The organism is Microlunatus parietis, from assembly GCF_013407955.1.
Classification (GTDB): domain Bacteria; phylum Actinomycetota; class Actinomycetes; order Propionibacteriales; family Propionibacteriaceae; genus Microlunatus; species Microlunatus parietis.
Genome location: NZ_JACCBU010000001.1, coordinates 2,440,189 through 2,458,477, shown reverse-complemented (window position 1 = coordinate 2,458,477; position 18,289 = coordinate 2,440,189). Strand labels below are relative to the sequence as shown.

Sequence of the window (18,289 nt, the reverse complement as noted above, 5' to 3'; positions counted from 1 at the left end):
TCGGGAGGTGCTGCGGTAGAAAGGACCTCGTGGACCATCAGACCGCGAGCGCCGAGATCGACCTCGCAGCGATCCGGCGCAACGTCGGCACGCTGCGGGACCTGGTCGCGCCGGCGGCCGTGATGGTCGTGGTCAAGGCCGACGGATACGGGCACGGGATGGTCCCCGCCGCCGAGGCGGCCCGCGCCGCGGGTGCAGACTGGCTCGGTGCCGCGATCCCGGACGAGGCCCTCGGGCTGCGGGCCGCGGGCGACACCGGCCGGGTGCTCTGCTGGCTGTACGGGCCCGACGAGGACCTGACCCCGTTGGTCGCCGCCGACGTCGACGTCTCGATCCAGTCCACCGACCAGCTGGCCCGGGTCGCCGCGGCCGCCGACGCGACCGGCCGTACCGCACGGATCCATCTCAAGATCGACACCGGCCTGACCCGGAACGGCTGCGACGCCGCCGACTGGCCGGCCCTCTGCGCCGCTGCCCGCACGGCCCAGGAACGGGGCGGGGTCGAGGTGATCGCGGTCTGGTCCCACCTGGCTGCCGCCGACGAACCGGGCCATCCGTCGGTTCCGCTGCAGCAGCAAGCCTTCGACGCCGCGTACCAGCAGGCGCGTGCGGCCGGTCTCGACCCGCAGCGGCACCTGGCCAACTCGGCCGGCGCGATGATCCTGCCCGACGCCCGCTTCGACCTGGTCCGGATCGGCATCGCCGCGTACGGCATCGACCCGGCACCCGGCCTCGCCGACCTGGCCGGGATCACGTTGACGCCGGCGATGACGCTGCGGGCCCAGCTGGCCAACGTCCACGCGATCGGGCCCGGCGTCTCGATCTCGTACGGCTGCCGCTGGACGTCCACCGGGGACACCGTGGTCGGCCTGGTGCCGCTCGGCTACGGCGACGGCGTACCGCGGCACGGTACCAATCGGATCGAGGTCGAGGTGGCCGGCCGGCGGGCACCGAACCGGGGCACCATCTGCATGGACCAGTTCGTCGTCGATCTCGGGCCGGACGGCGGCAAGCTCGGCGACGAGGCGGTGCTGTTCGGGCCCGGTTCGGCCGGCGAGCCGACCGCCGAGGACTGGGCCGAGTGGTGCGGCACGATTGCGTACGAGATCGTCACCAGGATCGGCGCCCGGGTGCCGCGACGCTACCGGAACGGTACGGACTGATGCCCAGACCACGCCCGCAACCCACACCACGCCCGAAACCGACGCCCCGACCGAGACCGACCCCCGGCCCGAAACCGGCGCCCGGGCCGGATCCGGCCCCGGCCCGCCGGGCAGCGACGCCGCCGGCCAGGTCCAGGCTGGGGATCGGCGAGGGGCTCGGCCTGCTGGCCGGCTTCGCCGCGCTGGCCGCCGGCGGGATCGCGGCCGGGCTGGAACTGGAACGCCGGTTCATCAGCAAACGGATCCAGCGCCACTCCGACCGGACCGACGAGAACTTCTTCGGGCTGCGGTCCGACGGCCCGATCCTGACCACGGCCGACGGCGTGCTGCTGCACACCGAGATCGACGAGCCCGAGGAGGACGATCCGCAACGGCCGACCCTGGTCTTCGTGCACGGGTACGCGCTCAGCCTGGACTGCTGGCACTTCCAGCGAAAGTACTTCCGCGGCCGCTACCGGCAGGTCCTCTACGACCAGCGCTCGCACGGCCGGTCCGGCCGGTCCGACCCGGACCGCTGCCGGATCCCGCAGCTCTCCGATGATCTTGCCCAGGTGCTGGACGAACTGACCGGCGACCGGCCGGTGATCTTGATCGGCCATTCGATGGGCGGCATGACGATCATGCGCCTGGCCCAGACCCGGCCGGAGTGGTTCGGCACCAAGGTCCGCGGGGTGGCGCTGTTCGCCACGTCGGCGGGGGAGTTGGCCGATCACTCGCCGATCCGGGCCCTGCCGGGCCGGGCCTTCACCCGGATCGCCCCGCCGCTGATGGCGACGCTGAACCGGATCCCGGAACTCGTCGAGAAGGGCCGCCAGGCCGGCTCCGACATCGGCTACGTGGTGACCCGACGGATGGCCTTCGGCTCGGCCGACCCGCCGGTCTCCTGGATCGAGTTCGTCAGCGAGATGCTCGGCCGGACCCCGCTCGAGGTGGTCGCCGACTTCTATCCGGCCTTCGCCGAACTCGACGAGTACGAAGCCCTCCGGGTGCTCCGGCGGATCCCCACCGCGGTCGTCGGCGGCGTGGACGACGTGATCACCCCGATCGAACACACCGACAAGATCATCGCGCTGCTCCCGGACGCCGAGTCACACCGGCTGGAACGCTGCGGTCACCTCGGTATCATCGAGCGACACAGCGAGATCAACCCCGTGCTGGACCGGCTGATCGCCCGGGCCAAGGAGCCGATCGTTCTTGATCAGGGGCGCGCTCTAGATCAAGAACGAGCCGGTGATCAGGAACCGGGCCGGTAGTAGGCGCCGACCAGTCCGCTGAGTTCCCGCCAGCCGAGGCTCCGATAGAGCTCGCGGCCGTCCGTTGTCGCCGACAGCACGGCGGTCCGGGCTCCGCTGTCGTACGAGAGCCGCTGCAGTTCGCGCATCACCACCCGGCCGAGGCCGCGGCGCCGGTGTGGCTCCTCGGTGACGATCTTGTCCGGCACGGCATACGGCGGGACCAGGCCGCACTGGCCCGACGCGGCGAGCTCACCGGACCCGTCCCGCACCCGGACCATGATCAACTCCGGCTCGACCGAGACCTCGAGCCGGTGGCCGTCCGGTGCTGGCGACGCGTCGGCCGGCCCGAGTTCGCGGGCCATGAACCAACCGGGGTCGGCCTCGACCCAGCCGGGCCCGAACCGCGGCAGCCAGGCCGGCGGATCGCCGGCGAACTTCACGCAGGCGGCGTCCGGCACCGGCCCGGCCACGATCTCGGCCAGCCGATCCGGGTCCGGCCGGGTGAGCACCCAGCGACACGACTCGAAGTCGGTGTCCCTGCGGATGAACCAGCCCCCGTCGACCCGTTCCGCTGACGGCGGCCGCCGCGACTTGATCCACCCGGTCACCCAGGCCTCGACGAACCACACGCTCGGCACCCTAACCGCCCGGCTCTGACCGAATTCCAGCGCACTTCGTCCGTTCTGGGCGCGTTGGGCCAGATCGATGCGAAGTCCGCTGGATTTCGGCCACGCTCCCGGCGAGGCCTAACCCGCCGATTCGTGGGAAGGCGGGTCCGGTTGCTAAGGTAGGGGTCTCCCCGGGACGATTTCCGCTCCTGGGCCATGCGTCCGCCGACGGCGGACCACCGGTTCTCTCTTCTTCGTGCCCCCTGTGGTCGATCGATCGTGTGAGCGAACCGAGCGATCGCCCGCCTATGGGCAGAGAAGTGAGCAGCATCAAGATGTCGAGCACTGCCGCGGGTTCCCGCGCGCGCCCGAAGTCAACCAAGACCTCCAACACCAAGAAGGACCGCTGGACCGCCAAGGAGCGGGCCGACCGCGGCCGTCGGCCCAGCCGTCGCCCCGACCAGGGCTTCCGCAGCGAGCGGACCCGGGACGACCGGTCCGGTCCGGACGAGCGGTACAGCCGCGACGACAACGTACGTACGGAACGTCCCCGGGACGACCGCAACCGCACCGACCGCTCCCGCGACGGTCGCTCCGGCGACAGCTGGTCCCGGAACGACCGGGACCGTGGCGACCGGTTCAATCGGACCCGCGACGACCGTCCGCGCGATGACCGGGGACGCGGCGATCGGTTCCGTGACGACCGTCCGCGCGACGAGCGTCCGCGCGATGACCGGTTCCGTGATGATCGTGGCCGTCGGGACGACCGGTCCGGCAGCGATCGCTTCCGTCGGGACGACCGGCCGCGCAACGACCGGCCCCGCGACGACCGCCCCCGCGACGACCGTCGCCCGTTCGACCGGCAGCGTGACGAGCGTCCCCGCGAGAACCGCTTCGGCGACGACCGTCGCCCGTTCGACCGTCAGCGCGACGACCGGCCGCGCAGTGGTGACCGTTTCGGCGACAACCGGCCGCGCCGCGACGACGCCCCGGGCGATCGCTACGGCAACACCCGCGGACCGCGGCACGACCGCTTCGGCGACCGGGACCGCCCGGCTCGCCCCGCCGACGAGGCCGATCAGGATCTGATGACCTGGACGGGCCCCGAGGAGACGGCCGAGGCCGACGCCACCGGCTCGGGTTTCGCTGACTTCGGGCTGCCGGAGCCGCTGCTCGGCGTACTGGCCGGGAACGGGATCAAGGATCCGTTCCCGATCCAGGCCGCGACCATCCCCGACGCGCTGGCCGGCCGGGACGTGCTCGGCCGCGCCCAGACCGGGTCCGGCAAGACGCTCGGCTTCGGCCTGCCGCTGCTGGCCCGACTCTCGGGTACGGCCTCGCGGCTGCCGCGGGGCCTGATCCTGGTCCCGACCCGCGAGCTCGCGCTGCAGGTTGCGGACGCCATCGCGCCGCTGGCCAAGTCGGTCGGTCTCTCGGTGACGCTGATCGCCGGCGGGATGCCGTACGGACCTCAGCGCCGCGCCTTCGAGCAGGGCGTCGACGTGGTCGTCGCCACGCCGGGCCGCCTGATCGACCTGCTCGACCAGGCCATCTGCGACCTCAGCAAGATCGAGATCACCGTCCTCGACGAGGCCGACCACATGGCCGACCTGGGCTTCCTGCCCGCGGTGACGACGCTGCTCGACACGGTGCCGGCGGGCGGCCAGCGGCTGCTCTTCTCGGCCACCCTGGATTCGGGCATCAACCGGCTGGTCCGTACCTATCTGTCCGACCCGGCCACCCACCAGGTCGACTCCGACCGGGCCAGCGTCGCGACGATGAGCCATCACGTCGTGCACGTCCAGCCGAAGGACAAGACGGTGCTCACCGCCGAACTCGCGGCCCGCGACGGCCGTACGGTGATCTTCGTCCGGACCCAGCGGGGGGCCGACCGGATCGCCGGTCAGCTGCGCGAGGCCGGCGTGACCGCCGGTGCGCTGCACGGCGGCCTCACCCAGGGTGCCCGCACCCGGATCCTGGCCGCGTTCAAGGAGGGCCGGATTCCCGCGCTGGTGGCGACCGACGTCGCTGCCCGCGGCATCCACGTCGACGACGTCGGCCTGGTGCTCCAGGTCGATCCGCCGAACGGGCCGAAGGAATACCTGCACCGGGCCGGGCGGACTGCTCGCGCCGGTGGCAGTGGCGCCGTGGTCACCCTGGCGCTGCCGCACCAGCGCCGCGAGCTGGACCGGCTCACCCGGCAGGCCGGCGTCAAGGCCACACCGGTGATCGGCGAATCCGGCGACCCGGCCCTGGTCGACGCGACCGGCGCCCGGACCCCGACCGGCGAGCCGATCAGCGATGCCGACTACCAGCGCCTGATCAGCCCGCCGAAGCCGCCGCGCGGCGCGGGCCGGACGGGGCAGCGACCGTTCCGCGGCCGCCAGGGATCCGGGGGCCGCAAGGGCTTCGGGGACCGGCGGGGTTCCGGGGACCGGCGCCGCCCGCGTCGGGACGATTCGGCCGCACTACGATGACCGCTGGTGAACGCATCCGTACCTGAACTCGAGCTCCGGCTGGCCGATCCCGAGGACGCCGCCGGAATGGTCGAGGTCATCCACGCCGCCTTCGGGGCCCGGCCGCCGCTCGACCCGCCGTCAACGGCGATCGACGAGACGCCGGCCACGGTCGCCGAAGCGCTGCGGCGTGGCGTCGGGGTGTTCGCGACCGTGGCCCAGAAGCCGGCCGGCGTGATCTTGATCGGTGGTACGCCGGGGCAGCGGGCCAGCCTGCAACGGGTCTCGGTGCATCCGGCGTTCCAGCGCCACGGCGTCGCATCGGCCATGGTCCGCGCGGCCGAGGACCTGGCCGCCGCCGAAGGCCATACCGAGGCGGAACTGTTCGCCCGCACCGAGTTCCCCGAGCTGATCGAGTTCTGGCAGCACCGGGGGTACCGGGTCGACCGGGAGGCGCCGCACGGCGTCTATCTGATCAAGCCGCTGCCGGTCGTGATCATGGTCCCGGACGCCGACACCATGCACGCGCTCGGCCGCCGGCTGGCCGGGCTGCTGCAGGCCGGTGACGTGATCATCGCCTCCGGCGAACTGGGCGCCGGCAAGACCACGCTGACCCAGGGCATCGGGCAGGGCCTGGACAGCCAGGGGCCGATCATCTCGCCGACGTTCGTGATCTCCCGGATCCATCCGTCCGGGTCCGGCCGGCCCGACCTGGTCCACGTCGACGCGTACCGGATCGGCGGCGAGGACGAGCTCGATGATCTTGATCTGGACTCCCGGGTGGCCGACTCGGTGACCTTGATCGAATGGGGCGAGGGACTGGCCGAGCGCTTGTCCGCCGACCGGCTCGAGATCGGGATCCACCGGCCGCCCGGCACCGACACCCGGACCGTACTGTTGCGTGGTGTCGGGGCGCGTTGGGAAACAACCAACCTGACGGCGCTGCGGGAAGGGGTGACCGATGCCGACTGAGGCGTACGTCCTCGGAATCGACACCTCGACCGTCGCAACGGTCGGCCTGGCCCGCGGCGGTACGGTGCTCGGCCGCGCCACTGCCCCGGATCGGATGAAGCACGCCGAGCACCTGATCGGCCTGCTCGATCAGGTCTGCGCCGACGCCGGGATCGATCCGCGGGACCGGAAGCTGGAGCGGCGGCTCGTGATCGGCGTCGGCCCGGGCCCATTCACCGGCCTGCGGGTCGGCATCATCACCGCCCGTACCCTCGGCCTGACGCTAGGCATCGAGGTCCGCGGCGTCTGCAGCCTGGACGTGCTCGCCGCCCAGGCCGTTGCGGAGGCCGGGCCGGCCGGCGAGTTCGTGATCGCCACGGACGCCCGCCGCCGCGAGGTCTATTGGGCACGGTACGACGCGTCCGGCCGGCGCCTGACCGGACCGGAGGTCGGCTCGCCCGACCGGGTGCCGGACCTGCCCTGCTACGGCCCGGCGACCGCGGTCTACCGGGACCGGTTGAACGGTGCCGGACCCGAGTTGATCTTGGACGGCGGCACCCTGGCGGCGTCCGGCCTCGGCCTGCCGGACGTGGGCCTGGAACCCTTGTATCTCAGGCGTCCCGACGCCGTCGAGCCGTCCCGGCCGAAGTCGGTGCTGGCCGCCAACCGGAGGCGCTCGTGATGATCACGATCAGCCCGGCGGGACCGGCGGACCTGGCCGCGATCATGGAGCTGGAACGGACCGGCTTCGACACCGGCGAACAGTGGAGCGAGACCGGCTGGCGGGACGAGCTGACCGGCGATGGCCGGACCGTGCTGGTCGCCGCCGACGATGATCAACGACTGCTCGGAGTGATCACCCTGCGGACCACCGGCGAGGTCGCCGATCTGCACCGCATCGTCGTGGCCGATGATCAGCGCCGGCAGGGGATCGGCGGCCGGTTGCTGGAGGCCGGACTGGCGGCGGTGCGCGCGCTCGGGGTGCGTTCGGTGCTGGCCGAGGTGCGTTTCGACAACGAGGCGGCGATCGAGCTCTATCAGCGCAACGGTTTCGAGCAACTCGGCGCCCGGACCGACTACTACGGGCCCGGCCGGCACGCGTTGATCTTGAAGCGGTACGACCTCGACCTAGAGCCTGGAGCGGCGACATGAGCGGCCCTTTGATCTTGGGCATCGAGACCTCCTGCGACGAGACCGGGGTAGGCATCGTGCGTGGGCACGACCTGCTGGCCAACGAGGTCGCCTCGAGCGTCGAGGAGCACGTACGGTTCGGCGGCGTGGTGCCCGAGGTGGCCAGCCGGGCCCACCTGGAGGCGATGCTGCCGACGCTCGAACGCGCCTGCGCGACGGCCGACGTCGACCTGACCGAGATCGACGCGATCGCGGTCACCGCCGGCCCCGGTCTGGTCGGCGCGCTGGTCGTCGGCCTGGCCTCGGCCAAGGCGCTGGCGTACGCGCTGAACAAACCGCTCTACGGCGTCAACCACCTGGCCGGCCACGTCGCGGTCGACCTTCTCGATCATGGTTCGCTGCCCAGCCCGTGCGCCGCGTTGCTGGTGTCCGGCGGGCACACCTCGCTGCTCACCGTCGAGGACATGGCAAGCAAGATCACCGAGCTCGGGTCGACGATCGACGACGCGGCGGGCGAGGCGTACGACAAGGTGGCCCGGTTGATCGGGCTGCCGTACCCCGGCGGGCCGCACATCGACCGCGCCGCGGTGGACGGCGATCCGACCGCGATCTCGTTCCCGCGCGGGCTCAGCACCAACCGGGATCTGATCAAGCACCGGTTCGACTTCTCCTTCTCCGGTCTGAAGACCGCGGTCGCCCGCTGGGTCGAGGAGCGCCGGCTGGCCGGGCAGGACGTACCGGTCGCCGACGTTGCGGCGAGCTTCCAGGAGGCGGTCTGCGACGTGCTGTCGGCGAAGGCGATGGACGCCTGCCGGGCGACCGGCGCCACCGACCTGCTGATCGGCGGCGGAGTCGCCGCCAACGGCCGGCTGCGGGCGCTGCTCGCCGAGCGGGCCGCCGAGAACAAGATCACGTTGCGCACCCCGCGCCCCGCCCTGTGCACCGACAACGGCGCGATGATCGCCGCGCTCGGTGCCGAGGTGGTGAGCCGCGGACTGCGGCCGTCCGGCCTCGACCTCGGTGCCGACCCGGGGCTTCCGGTGTCGACGATCGTGGTCTGATCATGGACGCGGCGACGGCGACGGCGCTGACCACCATCGAGGGCGCGGCCGCGATCGAACTGGCGATGGAGCAGGACGACCCGGACAGCTTGGCAGCCGCGACCGCCCTGCGCCGGGCGTTCCGGCCCGAGCTGGCCGCGGCCGCCTTGACCCAGGCCGCCTTGTGGCGGGCGGCCCGGCCGAAGCTGGGCGAACTCCTGGATCTGCTGCCCGGCGGGCTGTTGCTGTCGCCGGACGGTCTGCAACAGGCCTCCCGGGTCGACGTCTCCGGCCACCACGCCGACCGGTTCACGGCGGCCGGGACGCTGCGGGTGTTCGACCTCGGCTGCGGCATCGGCGCGGACGCGATCGCCTTCCTGCTGGCCGGGATCTCGGTCGTCGCGGTGGAACGGGATCCGGCGACGGCGATCCTGGCCCGGCACAATCTTGATCTTGCCCGGCGGGTCGCCGATGCCGAGGACCTGACCGCCGAGGTGATCATCGCCGACGTCACCGAGGGCGCCGTGCGGCCCGGGCCGGAGGACGGCGTGTTCCTCGATCCTGCGCGACGCAACGCCGGCCGCCGGGTGTGGAATCCGGACGACTTCAGCCCGCCGTGGGACTTCGCCGCGGAGCTGCTGCGGCGGCCCGGCGCGACCGGGATCAAGCTCGGTCCCGGGCTGCCGCACGACCGGATCGACGACTCGGTCGAGGCGGAGTGGCTCAGCTCCGGCGGCGAGGCGGTCGAACTCGGCCTGTGGAGCGGACCGGGTGCCGCGCCCGGCCGCTGGTCGGCGTTGATCATGCCCGAGACCCGGATCGTCAGCGAACCGGTGCAGCTGCCGGTCTCCGGCCCGCTCCGGTACGTCTACGAACCGATCGGAGCCGTGATCAGATCGCGCGCGATCGGCACCGTCGGCGCGATGCTCGACGCGTCGCTGCTCGATCCGCAGGTCGCCTATCTCACCTCGGACGAGTTGATCGAGACGCCCACCGCCGCGGCCTTCGAAGTGATCAAGGAGCTGCCGTACAGCGAGAAGGTGCTCCGGGCCTGGGTCCGCGACAACGGCATCGGCACCCTGGAGATCAAGCAGCGCGGGATCAGCCTGGACCCGGCCCTGCTCCGGCTCCGCCTCAAGCCCCGCGGCCCATCCTCGGCCACCCTCCTGATCACCCGAACCCCCTCCGGCGCCCGGGCCCTGCACGTCCGCCGCGTCTGACCCTCCTGCCGCCCTGCCCTGCTCCGGCCTCCCCGCCAGCCGGATCCGCGACTGTTCCTCGCATTCGCGACTGTTGCAACGGTCGCGAATGGGTGTAGCGGTCGCGCCTGTGGGATCGGGGCGCGCTGCCGCGAGGGGGCCTGCTGGAGCCAGCCTCCCCGCCAGCCGGATCCGCGACTGTTGCAACGGTCGCGGATGGGTGTAGCGGTCGCGGCTGGGGGATGGGACCCGGGGGCGCCGGGTTGTGCGGGTGTCCGTGGCGGAGGTTGGGGGCTGGTGGTCCCGGGCGGCGGCCGCTATCGTCTCTGCCACGTGGCAGATCTCAAGGTAGGGAGATGATCATGGATCGACGTCGATCATGGAAGCGAGCCTGGCTCGCGAGGCTGCTGGCGGTTGCCGGGCTGCTGCTCGGTCCGGTGGTGCCGGCGGTCGCGGGAACGCCGGCACCGCCCGAGCCGGTCTTCGCGGGCACGGTCGCGGCCGATCCGGGCGTGATCTTCGCGGACGGTGAGTACTACGCCTTCACGACCGGCGCCGGAGCTCCCTACCTCAAGGCGCCGACGCCCGCCGGGCCGTGGCAGGCGATGGGGCCGGCGCTGACCGGGACCGGTGGCTGGGCGCTCCCCGCGCCGATCTGGGCGCCGGACGCGGTGCACGTCGGCGGGGACCGGTACGTGCTCTACTACTCGGCCCGGGTCGACGGCCTGGCCGCGAATCAGCGCTGCATCGGCGTGGCCGTGTCTGACGTCGGCCCGGCCGGCCCGTACGAACCGACCGACCGGCCGGTCAGTTGCCCGGCCGGCGCCCGCCGGCACGACAACGGCGAGTTGATCAATGCCAGTGATCAACCGCCGACCCCCAACCCCGGCGACGGGCTGATCGACGCGTCCCCGATCCTGACCGAGGACGGCCGCAGATTCGTGCTGTACAAGACTCAGCGGCCGAATCCGCTCACCACGCTGCGGATCGTCGAGGTGGACGCCAGCTGGACCACGGCGATCGCGCCGAGTGTCGAGCTGCAGCGGTACGAGGGCCAGATCGAGAATCCCGCGATGGTGCAGCGGGGCGGCAAGTTCGTCCTGTTCGCGTCGAAGTTCAACTACCTCAGCTGCGACTACGCCACTGTCTGGTGGCGTTCGAACTCGCCGACCAGAGGCTTCACGGCCGGCCCCGAGCGGAGTCTGCTGACGACGAAGAAGACCGGTGTCTGCGGTCCCGGTGGTGCCGACCCGACGCCGACCGCAACGCCCGGCGAGTGGCGGCTGGTGCTGCACGGCTGGGTCTGCCCGGCGCTCTCCACGACCCCCTGCGCCGACGTCTTCCCGTTGCCGGCCGACAAACGGCGGGTGATCTACGCGGCCACGCTCGGTTGGGGCGATGACGGTGCCACCCCGGAGGTCAAGCGCTTCCTCGACCCGGCATGATCATCGACGGGCCCGCCCCGTCGTTGTCGATCATGGTGCGCAAGCTCAAACTCGGCGGCACCTGGAGTGAGCACCCGGCGACGCTGGTCCAGGCCGGCCCGGAAGGCTGGTGGCTCTACAGTGCGGCCGGGACCAAGATCACCAACTCGGACGGCCGGACCGGCCGGCAACCCGCGGACGGTCTTCAGCTGGTGTCGTTCGAGCGCTGGTTCCGCGCCTGGTGGTTCGTGCCGGGCGAGCCGCCGCTGAGCCGCCTCTGGGAACGTCCCTGGATCGCCGTCGACATCGCCGAGCCGGCCCGGATCGATCACAATTCGGGCCGGATCGACGTCGTCGACCTGGAACTGGACCTGTGGTGTTCCGACGAAGGGTACGGCCTCGTCGACGAGGACGAACTGGCCGACGCCGAGCGGCTCGGGCTCCTCTCGGCCGCAACGGCCGAGCGTGCGCGCCAGGCCGCCGACGAGGTGGCGGCGGAGTTGCGGGTCGGCTATCCGGCGGCCTTCGGCGGTACGGGGTGGCGGCTGCTCGACCAGGCGCGGGCGCCGATCTCCGGCGGGCCGGGCTGGCAGCTGGATCCGCTCACGCTGCGACCCGAGATCATCGACCGCAGCCTGTTCCGGTCCGGCCTCGCCGACGATCCGTGCCGACCGGTGATCGAGGCCCTGTGGACCGGGCGGCCCGCCGAGGCGAGGGCGTACCTGGACGAGATGTTGATCATGGATCCCGACGATCCCCGACTCCGCTCGCTGGCCGCCGAGTGTGATCGTGATCTTGGTCGGATCGGCGCGGCGCTGGAGGTGTTGAGCAGGCTCGCGGGCGAACACCCCGGCGAGCCGGCCCTGGCCTACCGGCTCGGCGCAACGAGGTTCGCCACCAGCGACTATGCCGGAGCACACCGGGCCTTCGCGCTGGCCGCATCCCGTTCAACGTCCGGTGGTGAGTTCGGGGCGGTCTCGGCGCCGGCTCGCGATCGGGCCCGGCAACTCGCCGGAGCGTGATCATCGGCGTCAGCTTGTTGTCGGGTTGGCCTGGGGATACCCTTGCCCGGTAGCGGATCGGCGCGTGTGCGCACGCCGAGGTGGAGGAGGTGAGGACCATGAGTCCTGGTCAAAGTACCCAGCTCCGTCCTCAGACCGCCTCGGATCCGGCCACCAGCTCGGGCGATTGATCAACTCGCCGCGATGCTGGACGTTCGGGTCTGCCGACGCAGCGGGAGTTCCCGATGTCCATTCTTCGGCTTTTCCGGGTTTCCAAGACCCTCAATCACCATGACGGCGCGCTGATGCCCGACGACCTCGAACCGATCACCGAACGGCGCGGCGGCGTCGTCGACAACGCGATCTACGTGAACGGCATCCGGACCAACAGCCCGGCCAGCCTCGACGAGACGTACGAACTCCTCCGGGAACGCCGCGGCCTGGCCTGGATCGGCCTGTACCGGCCCACCGAGGAGGACATCCACTCGGTAGCGAACGAGTTCGGCCTGCACGATCTCGCCGTCGAGGACGCGATCACCGCACACCAGCGGCCGAAGCTGGAACGCTACGGTCACACGCTGTTCGCCGTGCTGCGGCCGGCGCGCTACCTGGACGACGTCGAGCGCGTCGAGTTCGGTGAGCTGCACGTGTTCATCGGCCCCGAGTTCGTGGTCACCGTGCGGCATGCCGAGTCGCCGAACCTCGCTCACGTACGGCGTCGGCTCGAGGAGAACCCGGAACTGCTGTGCCGCGGGCCCGAGGCGATCCTGTACGCGATCTTGGACCAGGTGGTCGACGAGTACGAGCCCGTCGTGGCCGGCCTGGAGAACGACATCGACGAGATCGAAGATCAACTTTTCAACACCGGCGACGAGACGGTGTCCCGGCGGATCTACGAACTGTCCCGCGAGGTGATGGAGTTCCAGCGCGCCACCCGGCCCCTGCTGGGCATCCTGAACGCGCTGGAACGCGGCTTCGAGAAGTATCGCGTCGACGTCGAACTGCAGCGCAACCTGCGCGACGTCCAAGATCACGTGATCCGGATCGTGGAGCGCGCGGACGCCTACCGGGCCCTGCTGCAGAACGCGTTGACCGTGCACGCGACGCTGGTCGGGCAGCGGCAGAACGCCGAGATGCAGCACCTGACCGAGTCCAGCCTGGCGCAGAACGAGGAGGTCAAGAAGATCTCCGCCTGGGCGGCGATCCTGTTCGCGCCGACGCTGGTGGGCACCATCTACGGGATGAACTTCGACTACCTGCCGGGCTCGGACTGGATCTTCGGCTTCCCGGTTGCCCTGCTCGCCACCCTGGCCACGGCGATCGTTCTCTATCTGGTGTTCAAGCGCCGCCGCTGGCTCTGACCGCCCGGGCGGCGGCTACCCGGCCTTCTGACCGGGCAGCCGCCGACGAGCCAGGCATCTGCCTCGGTCGGCTCAGCGCAGCGCGCCGCCGGTCAGGCCGCCGACCGGGAGGTCGCCGCCCGGCAGGCCGCCCAGCGGAAGGTTGCCCAGACCCGGCAGGCCGCCGAGACCCGGCAGGCCGCCGAGACCCGGCAGGCCGCCGTCGAGCCCGGGCACGCCGCCACCGAGCGAGCCACCCAGGAGGCCGGTGACGAGGTCGAGGTCGACCGTACCCAGCAGGCTGAGGACCAGACCGAGGCTGGAATCGAGCGACAGATCGACCGGAACGCCGAGCTGGTCTTCCAGGTCGCCGGCCAGCGAGTCCTCGAGCCCGTCCAGTTCAGCGGCGTCGAGCGACCCCTTGTCGGACACCGCATCGTCGATCTTGCCGGACAGCCCGGTGGCCAGCAGTTTCGAGAGATCCGCGGCCTCGGCGGCCGGCATCTGCTTGCCCAGTTCGGATTGCAGCTGGGACTGCAGGTTGTCGGTCAGCACCTTGGCGGCATCGTGGCCGGTCAGCGAGCTGACCGAGCCGTTCGGGTCGACCGGCCGGGGATCGGCGCTGGCGTACGAGACTCCGGCGAAGGAGGTCACCACGACGGCGATACCGGCGACGGCGCCCTTGGCCAGGGGCTTCAGGATGGACATGTCACTCCTTGAGGTGGGGTTCACCGAGACGCTGGTCGCCTCGGCCCAGCGATCCGACCCCTCACATCCCGCAAACACCGATCCTGAGGATCGGCCTGACGTCCATCCACGGGCGCTCAAATCGCCAACTCGCCTTGCGAACCTATCGAACCCGCCCCGGTCGTTGTCCAGTCGACACGTCCGACGCGTGGTCGGCTTGTCGGACACCTCCCCTGGGCCGTTGTGCCGATCATGATCACTCCGTCAGGCAGAACACGGTGATCATGACTGTTCCATGATCAGGTGGAAGACGATCATGGTGGCGGGCGTTGTCGGTGATCTTGGTGCGCGAGGTGGGTTCGTGGCGAGGGTCGCGGGAGTCCGTGCGGCGTACGCCGATCGGTCTGGATTCCGCACCGACGATTGGATCGGGTGCGCAGGCCGTTCCACTCCTAGATTCGTGTCCGTGAAGACGCGATACCTGCACAGCGCAGACACCAGACTCGAAGTGAGCGCCCTCTGCCTGGGCGTGATGTTCCTCGGCGTACGGGAGGACGAACGGACCTCGTACGCGATCCTGGACCGGTTCTACGAACAGGGCGGCCGGTTCTTCGACACCTCGAACAACTACGGCGGCTGGACCGAGGACACCCTGGGCACCCGGTCCGGCGACAGCGAGCGGCTGCTCGGCGGCTGGATCGCCAGCCGGAAGGTCGCCGACGAGGTGGTCGTGTCCACCAAGTGCGGTGCCGGCAAGCGCGACCCGGGCCGCCCGCTGTCGATCGAGCCGCCGACCAACTACGAGGGACTGGCCCCGGAGGTCGTCCGGACCCAGCTGACGGAGAGCCTGCAGCGGCTCGGCCTGGACCGGGTCGGCGTCTATCTCGGCCACGTCGACGACCGGGACCGCGACATCACCGAGATCGCCGACACCTTCTCCGCCCTGGTCGACGAGGGTCTGGTCGCGATCCCGGGCCTGTCCAACACGGCGACCTGGCGGCTGGCGGTCGCTCGCCAGCACAGCCGCGCCGCGGGCCGGGCCGAGTTCGGCGCCTGGCAACAGAAGCATTCGATCTATTGGCCGGCGCCCGGCACGGACGAGGCGACCACGGTCACGCCCGAGGCGGTCGACTACGCCGCCGATCAGCCGGAGCTGACGATCATGAGCTACTCGCCGCAGCAGGGCGGTCAGCTGGTCCGGCCCTGGATGCCGATCTTCGATCCCTACAACCACCCGGGCAGCGAACGCCGGCTGCGGCTGGCCCACCGGATCGCCCACGAACTCGGCGCGACCGCGAACCAGGTGGCGCTGGCCTGGCACCTGGCCGGGGTCCGCAGCACGCTGCACTACGTGCCCGGCAGCAGCCGGGATGCGGCCGCGGACCTACCGGCCCGGCGGGCGGCGATGATCCCGGTGTTCAGCGCCAGTTCGGTGGCCCAGCTGGACGAGGCGCTCGGCGCGGTCGACCTGAAGCTCGGCGACGAACACCTGGCCGCCCTGGACACTCCCTGATCCGACGGGGCCGGCGCGGCTATTCTGTGCGCCGGAGGTGGGGCCGTGTCGCCGCTCAACGTGCTGCTGGTCGTGCTGTATGTCGCGGCCGGCGTCGCCGCGGCGTGGGAGGCCCGCCGGAAGGGGTACCACGACCTGATCTTCACCGTGCTCGGCGTGCTGCTCGGCCCGATCCTGCTGTTGATCATGCTGTTCCTGCCGCCGCGCCCGCTCAAGGTCGGCCAGACGGTACGGCCCGCCGCCCCGATCGCGCTGGAGGACGGCCGCCGGCTCCGGACCAACCACGTCACCGTCGTCCGGGCCGTGAAAGTGGTCGACGGAGAGCTGGTCTGTTTGATCACGTCACCGGAGGGTTCCCGGCACTGGGTGGCCCAGGAGGCGCTGTCCCGGGTCGGCGGCGCGCCGAAGAGCTGAATGACCGCCGGGCCGTTGGCACTCGTCCAGGGTGAGTGCTAATGTCGGATTGGCACTCTCCAAGGGAGTGTGCCAACTCAACCGGGACGGCACCGCGACGACGGCTCGGCTGAGCTATCCCATGCACATACATTTCACCTGTGAAAGGGGTTTGAACGTGGCAGTCACGATCAAGCCGCTCGAGGACCGCATCCTCATCGAGCCGCTCGAGGCCGAGCAGACCACGGCGTCCGGGCTGGTCATTCCGGACACCGCGAAGGAGAAGCCGCAGGAAGGCAAGGTCCTGTCCACCGGACCGGGCCGGATCGACGACAACGGCAACCGGGTTCCGCTGGACGTCGCCGAGGGCGACGTCGTGATCTTCAGCAAGTACGGCGGCACCGAGGTCAAGTACGACGGCAAGGACCTGCTGCTGCTCAACGCGCGGGACATCCTCGCCGTCGTCACCAAGTGATCCGGTAAGGGGACATTCGTTATGCCAAAGATCCTTCAATTTGACGAGGAGGCCCGTCGCTCGCTCGAGCGCGGTGTCGACATCCTCGCCAACACGGTGAAGGTGACCCTCGGCCCCAAGGGACGCTACGTCGTCCTGGACAAGAAGTGGGGCGCCCCGACGATCACCAACGACGGCGTCACCGTGGCTCGCGAGGTCGAGCTCGAGGACCCGTACGAGAATCTCGGTGCGCAGCTGGCCAAGGAAGTTGCGACCAAGACCAACGACATCGCCGGTGACGGCACCACCACGGCCACCGTGCTGGCGCAGGCTCTGGTGCACGAAGGTCTGAAGGCCGTTGCCTCCGGCGCCAGCCCGGTCGGGCTGAAGCGTGGGATCGACGCCGCCGTGGCCGCCGTGGAGGAGCGCCTCCGGGAGAACTCCCGCGAGGTGCAGACCACCCAGGACATGGCCAACGTCGCGACCATCTCGGCCCGTGACCCGCAGATCGGCGAGCTGATCGCCGAGGCCTTCGACAAGGTGGGCAAGGACGGTGTGATCACCGTCGACGAGTCGCAGACCATGGGCACCGAGCTCGAGTTCACCGAGGGCATGCAGTTCGACAAGGGCTACCTGTCCCAGTACTTCGTCACCGACGCGGATCGGATGGAGGCGGTTCTCGACGATCCGTACATCCTGATCCACTCCGGCAAGATCAGCGCGATGAACGAGCTCCTTCCGTTGCTGGAGAAGGTCATCGGTGCCTCCGGCACCCTGTTCATCGTGGCGGAGGACGTCGAGGGCGAGGCCCTGTCCACCCTGGTCGTGAACAAGATCAAGGGCACCTTCACCTCGGCCGCCGTCAAGGCGCCGGCCTTCGGTGATCGGCGCAAGGCCATGCTCGAGGACATCGCGACCCTGACCGGCGGTCAGGTCGTCACTCCGGACGTCGGCCTCAAGCTCGACCAGGTCGGTCTGGAGGTTCTGGGCCGGGCTCGTCGCGTGGTGATCACGAAGGACAACACCACGATCGTCGACGGTGCCGGCTCCAGCGACGACGTCAAGGCCCGGGTGGCCCAGCTGCAGGCCGAGATCGAGCGGACCGATTCCGACTGGGATCGGGAGAAGCTGCAGGAGCGGGTGGCCAAGCTGGCCGGCGGCGTCTGCGTGATCAAGGTCGGCGCCGCCACCGAGGTCGAGCTCAAGGAGAAGAAGCACCGGATCGAGGACGCCGTGTCGGCGACCCGGGCCGCGATCGAGGAGGGCATCGTCGCCGGTGGCGGCTCCGCCCTCGTCCACGCTGCCCAGGCTCTGGCCGACGGCCTCGGCCGGACCGGCGACGAGAAGGTCGGTGTCTCCATCGTCCGCAAGTCGCTGGTCGAGCCGCTGCGCTGGATCGCCGAGAACGGTGGCGATCAGGGCTACGTGATCGTCTCCAAGGTCGCCGAGCTGCCCGTCGGGCAGGGCTTCAACGCCGCGACCGGCGAGTACGTCGACCTGGTGGCCGCCGGCGTCATCGACCCGGTCAAGGTGACCCGGTCCGCGCTGGCGAACGCCGCGTCGATCGCTTCGCTGCTGCTCACCACCGAGACCCTGGTGGTGGACAAGCCGGAGGACGAGGACGCGCCGGCCGCTGCCGGGCACTCGCACTGACCTTCGGTCAACAACGCACGACGAAGGGCCCCGGGCCCTCC

18 protein-coding genes are annotated in these 18,289 nt (G+C 70.9%); 15 read left to right on the top strand and 3 right to left on the bottom strand.

The window, feature by feature from the left end; all coding sequences use genetic code 11:
• Nucleotides 1-29: 29 nt before the first annotated feature.
• Nucleotides 30-1,163: an alanine racemase gene (gene alr / locus BKA15_RS11640; RefSeq protein ID WP_179750908.1), complete on the top strand. Its 1,134-nt coding sequence runs from the start codon at nt 30-32 to the stop codon at nt 1,161-1,163.
• Nucleotides 1,163-2,416: an alpha/beta fold hydrolase gene (locus BKA15_RS11635; RefSeq protein ID WP_179750906.1), complete on the top strand. Its 1,254-nt coding sequence runs from the start codon at nt 1,163-1,165 to the stop codon at nt 2,414-2,416. Before alr ends, BKA15_RS11635 begins: the two co-directional genes overlap by 1 nt.
• Here the strand turns inward: BKA15_RS11635 and BKA15_RS11630 are convergent.
• On the bottom strand, nt 2,398-3,027 hold the full coding sequence (locus BKA15_RS11630; protein ID WP_179750904.1) for a GNAT family N-acetyltransferase: 630 nt from the start codon (nt 3,025-3,027) through the stop codon (nt 2,398-2,400). The genes BKA15_RS11635 and BKA15_RS11630 overlap by 19 nt on opposite strands.
• Before the next feature lie 353 nt (nt 3,028-3,380).
• On the bottom strand, nt 3,381-4,034 hold the full coding sequence (locus tag BKA15_RS34825; protein WP_218871235.1) for a hypothetical protein: 654 nt from the start codon (nt 4,032-4,034) through the stop codon (nt 3,381-3,383).
• Between the two features lie 60 nt (nt 4,035-4,094).
• Between BKA15_RS34825 and BKA15_RS34820 the strand changes: the two genes are divergently transcribed.
• From BKA15_RS34820 to BKA15_RS11585, 9 genes are all read left to right on the top strand, one after another.
• Nucleotides 4,095-5,483, top strand: a complete 1,389-nt coding sequence (locus BKA15_RS34820; protein WP_218871233.1) for a DEAD/DEAH box helicase — start codon at nt 4,095-4,097, stop codon at nt 5,481-5,483.
• Between the two features lie 6 nt (nt 5,484-5,489).
• A complete protein-coding gene (gene tsaE, locus BKA15_RS11620; protein WP_312878963.1) occupies nt 5,490-6,434 on the top strand; it encodes a tRNA (adenosine(37)-N6)-threonylcarbamoyltransferase complex ATPase subunit type 1 TsaE in 945 nt (314 codons plus the stop codon).
• A complete protein-coding gene (gene tsaB / locus BKA15_RS11615; protein WP_179750901.1) occupies nt 6,424-7,095 on the top strand; it encodes a tRNA (adenosine(37)-N6)-threonylcarbamoyltransferase complex dimerization subunit type 1 TsaB in 672 nt (223 codons plus the stop codon). The genes tsaE and tsaB overlap by 11 nt, the downstream gene beginning before the upstream one ends.
• Nucleotides 7,095-7,565 carry a GNAT family N-acetyltransferase gene (locus tag BKA15_RS11610; RefSeq protein ID WP_179750899.1) on the top strand — a complete coding sequence of 157 codons (471 nt, stop codon included), beginning with the start codon at nt 7,095-7,097 and terminating at the stop codon, nt 7,563-7,565. The genes tsaB and BKA15_RS11610 overlap by 1 nt, the downstream gene beginning before the upstream one ends.
• Nucleotides 7,562-8,605 carry a tRNA (adenosine(37)-N6)-threonylcarbamoyltransferase complex transferase subunit TsaD gene (gene tsaD, locus BKA15_RS11605; RefSeq protein WP_179750897.1) on the top strand — a complete coding sequence of 348 codons (1,044 nt, stop codon included), beginning with the start codon at nt 7,562-7,564 and terminating at the stop codon, nt 8,603-8,605. Before BKA15_RS11610 ends, tsaD begins: the two co-directional genes overlap by 4 nt.
• A 2-nt stretch (nt 8,606-8,607) precedes the next feature.
• A complete protein-coding gene (locus tag BKA15_RS11600; protein ID WP_179750895.1) occupies nt 8,608-9,804 on the top strand; it encodes a THUMP-like domain-containing protein in 1,197 nt (398 codons plus the stop codon).
• 335 nt (nt 9,805-10,139) lie between these two features.
• Nucleotides 10,140-11,228 carry a family 43 glycosylhydrolase gene (locus BKA15_RS11595; RefSeq protein WP_179750893.1) on the top strand — a complete coding sequence of 363 codons (1,089 nt, stop codon included), beginning with the start codon at nt 10,140-10,142 and terminating at the stop codon, nt 11,226-11,228.
• Nucleotides 11,225-12,229, top strand: coding sequence for a DUF402 domain-containing protein (locus BKA15_RS11590; RefSeq protein WP_179750891.1), 1,005 nt, complete (start codon nt 11,225-11,227; stop codon nt 12,227-12,229). The genes BKA15_RS11595 and BKA15_RS11590 overlap by 4 nt, the downstream gene beginning before the upstream one ends.
• Before the next feature lie 224 nt (nt 12,230-12,453).
• Entirely contained in the window at nt 12,454-13,569 is a 1,116-nt protein-coding gene (locus BKA15_RS11585) for a magnesium and cobalt transport protein CorA (RefSeq protein ID WP_312878962.1), read from the top strand.
• Nucleotides 13,570-13,641: 72 nt separating this feature from the next.
• Here the strand turns inward: BKA15_RS11585 and BKA15_RS11580 are convergent, their stop codons facing one another.
• Entirely contained in the window at nt 13,642-14,256 is a 615-nt protein-coding gene (locus tag BKA15_RS11580) for a hypothetical protein (protein ID WP_179750889.1), read from the bottom strand.
• A 445-nt stretch (nt 14,257-14,701) separates the two neighbouring features.
• Between BKA15_RS11580 and BKA15_RS11575 the strand changes: the two genes are divergently transcribed.
• The 4 genes from BKA15_RS11575 (at nt 14,702) to groL (ending at nt 18,248) form a co-directional block, all read left to right on the top strand.
• Nucleotides 14,702-15,748 (top strand): aldo/keto reductase, encoded by a 1,047-nt coding sequence (locus BKA15_RS11575; RefSeq protein WP_218871229.1) that lies wholly within the window; start codon nt 14,702-14,704, stop codon nt 15,746-15,748.
• 45 nt (nt 15,749-15,793) lie between these two features.
• Nucleotides 15,794-16,162 (top strand): hypothetical protein, encoded by a 369-nt coding sequence (locus BKA15_RS11570; RefSeq protein WP_179750887.1) that lies wholly within the window; start codon nt 15,794-15,796, stop codon nt 16,160-16,162.
• Nucleotides 16,163-16,319: 157 nt separating this feature from the next.
• Nucleotides 16,320-16,616 (top strand): co-chaperone GroES, encoded by a 297-nt coding sequence (gene groES / locus BKA15_RS11565; protein ID WP_152362995.1) that lies wholly within the window; start codon nt 16,320-16,322, stop codon nt 16,614-16,616.
• Nucleotides 16,617-16,637: 21 nt separating this feature from the next.
• Nucleotides 16,638-18,248, top strand: a complete 1,611-nt coding sequence (gene groL / locus BKA15_RS11560) for a chaperonin GroEL (protein ID WP_179750885.1) — start codon at nt 16,638-16,640, stop codon at nt 18,246-18,248.
• The last annotated feature ends 41 nt before the right edge of the window (nt 18,249-18,289 follow it).

Coding starts and splice junctions, on each gene's coding strand:
- BKA15_RS11580 (WP_179750889.1), bottom strand. CDS start 14,256: ATGTCCATCCTGAAGCCCCTGGCCAAGGGCGCCGTCGCCGGTATCGCC.
- BKA15_RS11590 (WP_179750891.1), top strand. CDS start 11,225: ATGATCATCGACGGGCCCGCCCCGTCGTTGTCGATCATGGTGCGCAAG.
- BKA15_RS11600 (WP_179750895.1), top strand. CDS start 8,608: ATGGACGCGGCGACGGCGACGGCGCTGACCACCATCGAGGGCGCGGCC.
- BKA15_RS11585 (WP_312878962.1), top strand. CDS start 12,454: ATGTCCATTCTTCGGCTTTTCCGGGTTTCCAAGACCCTCAATCACCAT.
- groL (WP_179750885.1), top strand. CDS start 16,638: ATGCCAAAGATCCTTCAATTTGACGAGGAGGCCCGTCGCTCGCTCGAG.
- BKA15_RS11595 (WP_179750893.1), top strand. CDS start 10,140: ATGATCATGGATCGACGTCGATCATGGAAGCGAGCCTGGCTCGCGAGG.
- BKA15_RS11635 (WP_179750906.1), top strand. CDS start 1,163: ATGCCCAGACCACGCCCGCAACCCACACCACGCCCGAAACCGACGCCC.
- BKA15_RS11610 (WP_179750899.1), top strand. CDS start 7,095: ATGATCACGATCAGCCCGGCGGGACCGGCGGACCTGGCCGCGATCATG.
- BKA15_RS34820 (WP_218871233.1), top strand. CDS start 4,095: ATGACCTGGACGGGCCCCGAGGAGACGGCCGAGGCCGACGCCACCGGC.
- tsaD (WP_179750897.1), top strand. CDS start 7,562: ATGAGCGGCCCTTTGATCTTGGGCATCGAGACCTCCTGCGACGAGACC.
- tsaB (WP_179750901.1), top strand. CDS start 6,424: ATGCCGACTGAGGCGTACGTCCTCGGAATCGACACCTCGACCGTCGCA.